This window comes from Nocardia amamiensis NBRC 102102 (assembly GCF_001612745.1).
GTDB lineage: Bacteria > Actinomycetota > Actinomycetes > Mycobacteriales > Mycobacteriaceae > Nocardia > Nocardia amamiensis.
Genome location: NZ_BDBA01000324.1, coordinates 1 through 6,290, shown reverse-complemented (window position 1 = coordinate 6,290; position 6,290 = coordinate 1). Strand labels below are relative to the sequence as shown.

Sequence of the window (6,290 nt, the reverse complement as noted above, 5' to 3'; positions counted from 1 at the left end):
CCGGACCCGGGTCCGGGCTCGGGCCGGGAAGCGCGAAGTAGAAAGGCTTGGGATTCAACAGGATCTCCGGAATACCGAGCTGCGCGGCCAGACCGGGTGGCGCGCCCGGCAGGTCGGTGAGGTCCGGGCAGGGGTTGGTGCAGGGGTCCGGCGGCAGCTCCATCCGTGTCCGCGTGGGCGCGGGCTCCGGCACCGCGGGCGGGAGCACGGTGACCACCGGATAGGGAATCGGCACCTCGAGCGTCTTGGGTACCAGCGGCTCGTGGGTCGGCACGGGGTCGGTCGCGCACGGCCCCACGCCCACCGGGCCGTCGGTCACTTCCGGCGCCGCGGCGGCAGGTCCATCGGCGTAGACGAGCAGTCCCGCGCCGACCACCATCGCACCGACCGCGGCCAGCATTCGCATGGTCATCGCCAACCCCTCGAAATCCGTTGTGGACACGAACCTTGCGGACACGAACCAGCGGACCGACCCTACCTCCTTCGGCTTTGGGAAGGGTGCACACCGACACGCCGATTTAAGAGGAATACTCTGCTACGTTTTCCCGTGGTGGCGGGCGGCCCCGCCACCGTGCACCTCGCGACGGCTCCCGACAAGGGGGGGTGGACGTCCGAGCGCAGCTCCGGAATAGTTCGAACCCGTTGCGGCCGAGCGTGTTCCAACGCGCCGGCCCTGAACCGAGGACCGATCACCATGAAGACCACTCTGCTGCGTACCGTGCTCGGCATCGCCTCGGCCTGCCTGCTCACCATCGCGGTGCTTGTCCTCGGATCGTCTGTGGCCGCAGCCGAACCGAGCGACGCGCCGACCTACTACGAGAACTGCGCCGCCGTGCGCGACGCGGGCAAAGCGCCTTTGCTGCGCGGCGAACCGGGCTACGCACCGCACCTGGACCGGGACAAAGACGGAATAGCCTGCGAATGAACGGCACAGCGGCCGATCCCGGGAGCAGGATGGAGAGGTGAGTAACTCAGTTCTCCGCCTCGCGCCCGCGATCGGTGCGGCGGTGCTGGCGGCCGGGGCATGTGTGTTCGCGCCGCCAGCGGCCTCAGCGGTCCCGCAACCGGCCCTCGCGATCACGGCACCGCACGACGATCATCCGATTCCACCCAATCGAACCGGACCCAAGGGCAACCACACCGTCGAGGAACCCGAGCAGCCGTCGCAGAAGATCTACACCAATTGCGACCAGGTCCGCGCGGAAGGCGTCGGCCCGCTCTATCGCGGACAGCCCGGCTTCAACGCGCATCTGGACCGGGACGGCGACGGGATCGCCTGCAACTAGTGCACGGCCTGGAAGGTCAGGATCGTCGCGCCGATCCGGATCTGATCGCCGTCGGCGAGCAGGGCGCCGTGCTCGATCTGGTCGTCGTTGACGAAGACGCCGTTGGCCGAATGCAGATCCTTGATCAGCAGTCCGGCGCGGCTGGGCATGATGTGCGCGTGATAGCGGCTGGCCCGTGGGTCCTCCAGGACCAGGTCGTTGTCGGTCATCCGGCCGATGCGCAGACCGCCCTGCGCGATCGCCACCACCCGGCCGTTCGGCAAACACAGCCGACCGCTGCGCACTGCGCGGGGCACTTCGGTGACCGTCTCGGTCATCGCCGCGGCCAGCCGTTCGACCTGACGGAGTTCGACCGTGCTCAGCGGCTCCTGCCGCAGCACCCGCTGTTCCAGATCGATCAGCGCGGGTCCGGGATCGATGCCCAGTTCGTCGGCGAGCACCCCGCGCACCTTCCGGCACGCTTCCAACGCGTCGGCCTGACGCCCGGACAGATACAGCGCGGTGATCAACTGGCCCCACAGCGGTTCGCGCAGCGGATGCTCGGTGGTCATCGCGACCAGCTCCCCGATCACCGACGACGCACGCCCACAGGCGATTTCGGCGTCGATCCGCGCCGAGGCGGCCAGCAGCCGCTCCTCGTCCATGGCGGTGGCGAAACCGTCGGCGAATTGCAGACCGGTCAGATCCGACAGCGCCCGGCCGCTCCACTCGCGCAGCGCCGAGGCGAACAGCTGGGCGGCTCCCGCATGATCGCCCACCTCGGCGGCGCGAACGCCCTGCTCCCGCGCCGCCTCGAAACGGCCTAGGTCGCAGGCGTTCTCGTCGATCTCCAACCGGTACCCGGACGACTCGGTGCGCAGCACCGTAGCCGGGTCGACTCCGGAATTGCGCAGCGCCTTGCGGATATTCGAGACGAAAACCTGCAGGCTGGCGGCATAGGAGTCGGGTGGATCCTCGTTCCACACCATATCCGCGAGAGCGGCCGACGAGACCGCGCGCCGCCGATTCACCGTGAGCGCGGCGAGCAGAGCTCGCGGTTTGGGCCCGCCGACCGCCACCGGCTCACCGCCGACGAGCAGTCGCACGGGCCCGAGCACGCGCACATCCAGACTCATGTGCAATCGAGCCCCTGACGGGTATCAGGGGGTCAGGCGCTGATCGAGCGTCCGGCGGACTTCAGGTCGTTGCACGCCTCCACCACGCGCGCCGCCATCGAGGCCTCGGCCTTTTTCAGGTAGCTGCGCGGGTCGTAGGCCTTCTTGTTGCCCACCTCGCCGTCGATCTTCAGCACACCGTCGTAGTTGCCGAACATGTGCCCGGCGACCGGCCTCGTGAACGCGTACTGGGTATCGGTGTCAACGTTCATCTTCACCACGCCGAAGCGCAGCGAGTCCTCGATCTCGGACTTCAGCGAGCCGGAGCCGCCGTGGAAGACGAAGTCGAACGGCTGCGCATCGGCGGACAGGCCGAGCTTGGCCGCGGCGACGCGCTGGCCCTCGGCCAGCACCGCGGGCTTGAGCACCACGTTGCCCGGCTTGTAGACGCCGTGCACGTTGCCGAAGGTGGCCGCGAGCAGGTACTTGCCGTTCTCGCCCGCGCCGAGCGCGTCGATGGTCTTCTGGAAGTCCTCCGGCGAGGTGTAGAGCTTCTCGTTGATCTCGGCCTCGACACCGTCCTCTTCGCCGCCGACGACGCCGATCTCGACCTCGAGGATGATGTTGGCCGCGTTGGTGGCCTTCAGCAGTTCCTTCGCGATCTCCAGGTTCTCGTCGATCGGGATCGCGGAGCCGTCCCACATGTGCGACTGGAACAGCGGGTTCTGCCCGGCGTTGACCCGCTCCTGGGAGATCGCGAGCAGCGGGCGGACGAAGGTGTCCAGTTTGTCCTTCGGGCAGTGATCGGTGTGCAGCGCGATGGTCACGTCGTACTTGGCGGCCACGACGTGTGCGAACTCCGCCAGCGCGACCGCACCGGTGACCATGTCCTTCACGCCCTGCCCGGAACCGAATTCGGCGCCGCCGGTGGAGAACTGGATGATGCCGTCACTGCCCGCGTCCGCGAAACCCTTGATGGCCGCGTTGATCGTCTCCGACGACGTGCAGTTGATGGCCGGGAAGGCGAAGGAGTTGGCTTTGGCCCTACCGAGCATCTCGGCGTAGACCTCCGGAGTCGCGATGGGCACAGTAAGACCTCCGTAGTTGTTGCGGCAAAGACCTATTTTGTCAGTGTTCACCCTAAGGCAGCGGTGTTTCGCCTGGTATGCAGGGATGGAGTGGATAGTTGACTCGCGAGTAATTTCGCGCACAGCGCGAGCATTCTCTGCCGGAGCCGGTACTGTGGGGCCGGTAATTTGCGCTGGCAGCTTCCGACGCGGTGGCAAGCGATGCAGGCCAGCCGTATCGGGACAGGAGGCCACGTGATTCTGCAGGCAGCGACAGAATCGGTGACGAGCAACCTCGCGCTGACCGAGTTGCTCGACCCGATGCACCTGCTCACGGAGACGTGGCTGAAGAACGCGGTGCTTCCGGCCATCCTGGTGATCGTCTTCATCGAGACCGGCCTACTGTTCCCGCTGCTGCCCGGCGACTCGCTGCTGTTCACCGGTGGCCTGCTCGCGGCACAGCCGAATCCGCCGGTGTCGATCTGGGTGCTGGTGCCCGCAACCGTCCTGGTCGCCTTCCTGGGTGACCAGTCCGGATACTGGATCGGCCGGGCGATCGGGCCCGCGCTGTTCCACAAGGAGGACACCCGGTTCTTCAAGAAGCACTACGTGACGGAAACACACGAGTTCTTCGAGAAGCACGGACCCAAGACGATCATCCTGGCCCGTTTCGTGCCGATCGTGCGTACCTTCATGCCGGTGCTGGCCGGTGTGTCCAAGATGGACTACCGCAAGTACGTCGCGTTCGACATCGTCGGCGCGATCCTCTGGGGCGGTGGTGTCACGGTGCTCGGTTATTTCCTCGGCAACGTCGCGTTCATCCGGGACCACGTCGAGGCGATCTTCCTGCTCATCGTGTTCCTGTCGATCCTGCCCGGCATCACCGCGGTGGCGAAGAAGCTGCTCGGCCGCGGCGCGCCGGAGGCCGACGCGGCTGAGGCGGATACGGCCGAGCTGACCGCCTCCACGAGCGAGCCCTCGCGCTGAGCCGGTGTCTACGGCGCCTGCGCCCCTAGCTGTGGGCAGTTTCGATCCGCTGCTGTCGGCGGGCCCCGCGCTCGTCTGGACAGTAGTGCTGACCTTCGTCTTCCTGGAATGCGCGGTGATCCTCGGGCTGTTCCTGCCGGGCGACTCCATGCTCGTCACCGCGGGCATCGTGATGGCGTCGCACGCCTCAGGCGAGGCGCACGTGTGGGCACTATCCGTGGGCGCGATGGTCGCGGCGATCGCGGGCAACCAGGTGGGATACGTGATCGGGCAGCGCGCCGGACACCATCTGGTCGCCCGTAAGGACGGCAGGTACATCAACGTCCGCAACCTGCAGCGGGTGGCGGAGTTGCTGCATCGGCACGGGTTCGTCGCGGTCCTGGTCGCGCGGTGGATTCCGTGGGTGCGGACGCTGTGTCCTTCGGTCGCGGGCGCGGCAGGCATGGACCATCGCAAGTTCACCGTGGCCAGCACCATCGGCGCGATCGTCTGGGCGCCGGTGCTGTTGCTCATCGGCTATTACGCAGGCAGCTTCCTGGAACGGGTGCAGTGGCTGATGCCGATCGTGATCGGCACGCTGGTAGTGGGTTTGATCGTCGGAACGGTGCTCGGCGTGCGGCACTACCGGCAGGAGATGTCCCGGCCCGCCGAGGACTTCGATCTGGACGACGCGCCGACCGTGGTGCTGGAGGCCCAGCACTGGCCCAGGATCACAGACCCGCGGCACTGACCTGGTAGGCCGCCTCCATCAGCATCCAGCCGGACAACTGCACGGACATATCGCGCTCGGGCACCTTCGACGAGGTCACCGAACCGCCGGAGGTGAAGTATCCGGCTCCGGCGCTGCCACCGGGCAGTTGCGCGGGCTTGCTCCAGTCGTGCCCGAACAACGGCTCGCCCTCTACCTCGAGCCGGTTGGCCCAGGCCGCCGTGGCGGATGCGCGCACGATCGCGGCCGCCGCCCGGCGATCGGCTAGTCGTGCGGGTTCTTCGCCGGGCAGCATCACGGCCACCACCGCCAGGTAACGGGCCAGGATGCCGTTGAACAGTCCGCCGTCACCACCACCCCCACCGCACACGACGTCGTCCGTGGTCAGGTGCTCCCCGACGGCACCGAGCAGCCGGTGCACGCGTTCGATGTGCCTGGCCTCGCCGGTCTGCACCGCCAGCTCGGTTTCCAGGCCGAGCGCGACGCCCTGGCAGTAGGTGAAGACGGGACGCTCGATCTCGCCGGAGGGCAGGTGGATGCCGTCGAGGATCAAGCCGGTCTCCTGGTCGCGCAGCGTCGCGTCCAGCCAGTCGGCCATCTCCTGGGCGCGCTGGATACGCCCGAGGCGCACCAGTGCGATGGCGGCGGGACCGTTGGCGGGCGCGTTGAAGTAGTCCGCGCCGATGCGCCACGGCAGACCACCGCCGATCTGCGGCTGCCAGCCCCCGTAGAGGGTCTTTTCCAGTGCGACCAACGCGCTGCGAACCTTGGTGCCCTGGGTGCGCTCGGCGCGTTCCAGCGCGATCGCCAGCCAGGCCATGTCGTCGTAGTAGCGGTTGGTCCAGCCGGTGAGATTGCGGATGCGGTGCGAGCGCGCCAGTGCGTCAAGTCGCTTGCGGCGCAATGGAGTCGGCACACGGTTGGCGGCGTCGACGGCGCAGTCGATCAGATGCGCCTGCCACCAGTAGTGCCACGAACCGAAGATTCGCTCCCGCTTGATGGCCGGCCAGCCCACCACGCCCAGCGCCGTGCCCGGCAGCGCCCACAGCGCGCGCAGGTGCCGCGAGACGATCGCGGACTCGGCCATGTCGGCGCGTTCGGACCACAGTGTCGCGGGAGCGACGGCAGCCCGGCCCGCCCGTGCAGG

General features: G+C 67.8%; 7 protein-coding genes and 1 pseudogene. 4 read left to right on the top strand and 4 right to left on the bottom strand.

Going from position 1 to position 6,290, the window contains the following annotated elements; translation table 11 throughout:
- Positions 1 to 442 (bottom strand): annotated as a pseudogene (locus NA4_RS36880) (DUF4185 domain-containing protein); the annotation flags it as partial.
- Positions 443 to 694: 252 nt separating this feature from the next.
- Here NA4_RS36880 and NA4_RS43530 point away from each other — a divergent pair.
- Positions 695 to 925 carry an excalibur calcium-binding domain-containing protein gene (locus tag NA4_RS43530; protein WP_067480600.1) on the top strand — a complete coding sequence of 77 codons (231 nt, stop codon included), beginning with the start codon at positions 695 to 697 and terminating at the stop codon, positions 923 to 925.
- 37 nt (positions 926 to 962) lie between these two features.
- Entirely contained in the window at positions 963 to 1,286 is a 324-nt protein-coding gene (locus tag NA4_RS43525) for an excalibur calcium-binding domain-containing protein (protein ID WP_084497792.1), read from the top strand.
- Here NA4_RS43525 and NA4_RS36865 read toward each other — a convergent pair.
- A complete protein-coding gene (locus tag NA4_RS36865) occupies positions 1,283 to 2,401 on the bottom strand; it encodes a BTAD domain-containing putative transcriptional regulator (protein ID WP_067480594.1) in 1,119 nt (372 codons plus the stop codon). The two genes, NA4_RS43525 and NA4_RS36865, sit on opposite strands and share 4 nt — an antisense overlap.
- A gap of 32 nt (positions 2,402 to 2,433) precedes the next feature.
- On the bottom strand, positions 2,434 to 3,468 hold the full coding sequence (gene fbaA / locus NA4_RS36860; protein WP_067480591.1) for a class II fructose-bisphosphate aldolase: 1,035 nt from the start codon (positions 3,466 to 3,468) through the stop codon (positions 2,434 to 2,436).
- Positions 3,469 to 3,768: 300 nt separating this feature from the next.
- Between fbaA and NA4_RS36855 the strand changes: the two genes are divergently transcribed.
- Positions 3,769 to 4,434 (top strand): VTT domain-containing protein, encoded by a 666-nt coding sequence (locus tag NA4_RS36855; RefSeq protein WP_067480607.1) that lies wholly within the window; start codon positions 3,769 to 3,771, stop codon positions 4,432 to 4,434.
- A gap of 31 nt (positions 4,435 to 4,465) precedes the next feature.
- The gene (locus NA4_RS36850) at positions 4,466 to 5,164 is read left to right on the top strand and encodes a DedA family protein (RefSeq protein ID WP_157129534.1); all 699 of its coding nucleotides are present in this window, start codon (positions 4,466 to 4,468) and stop codon (positions 5,162 to 5,164) included.
- Here NA4_RS36850 and NA4_RS36845 read toward each other — a convergent pair.
- Entirely contained in the window at positions 5,145 to 6,230 is a 1,086-nt protein-coding gene (locus NA4_RS36845) for a glycoside hydrolase family 76 protein (protein WP_067480604.1), read from the bottom strand. The two genes, NA4_RS36850 and NA4_RS36845, sit on opposite strands and share 20 nt — an antisense overlap.
- Between the last annotated feature and the right edge of the window lie 60 nt (positions 6,231 to 6,290).

Excerpts from the sequence above, each read along its gene's own strand:
- NA4_RS43530 (WP_067480600.1), top strand. The coding sequence starts at position 695 with ATGAAGACCACTCTGCTGCGTACCGTGCTCGGCATCGCCTCGGCCTGC.
- NA4_RS36865 (WP_067480594.1), bottom strand. The coding sequence starts at position 2,401 with ATGAGTCTGGATGTGCGCGTGCTCGGGCCCGTGCGACTGCTCGTCGGC.
- NA4_RS36855 (WP_067480607.1), top strand. The coding sequence starts at position 3,769 with ATGCACCTGCTCACGGAGACGTGGCTGAAGAACGCGGTGCTTCCGGCC.
- NA4_RS36845 (WP_067480604.1), bottom strand. The coding sequence starts at position 6,230 with ATGGCCGAGTCCGCGATCGTCTCGCGGCACCTGCGCGCGCTGTGGGCG.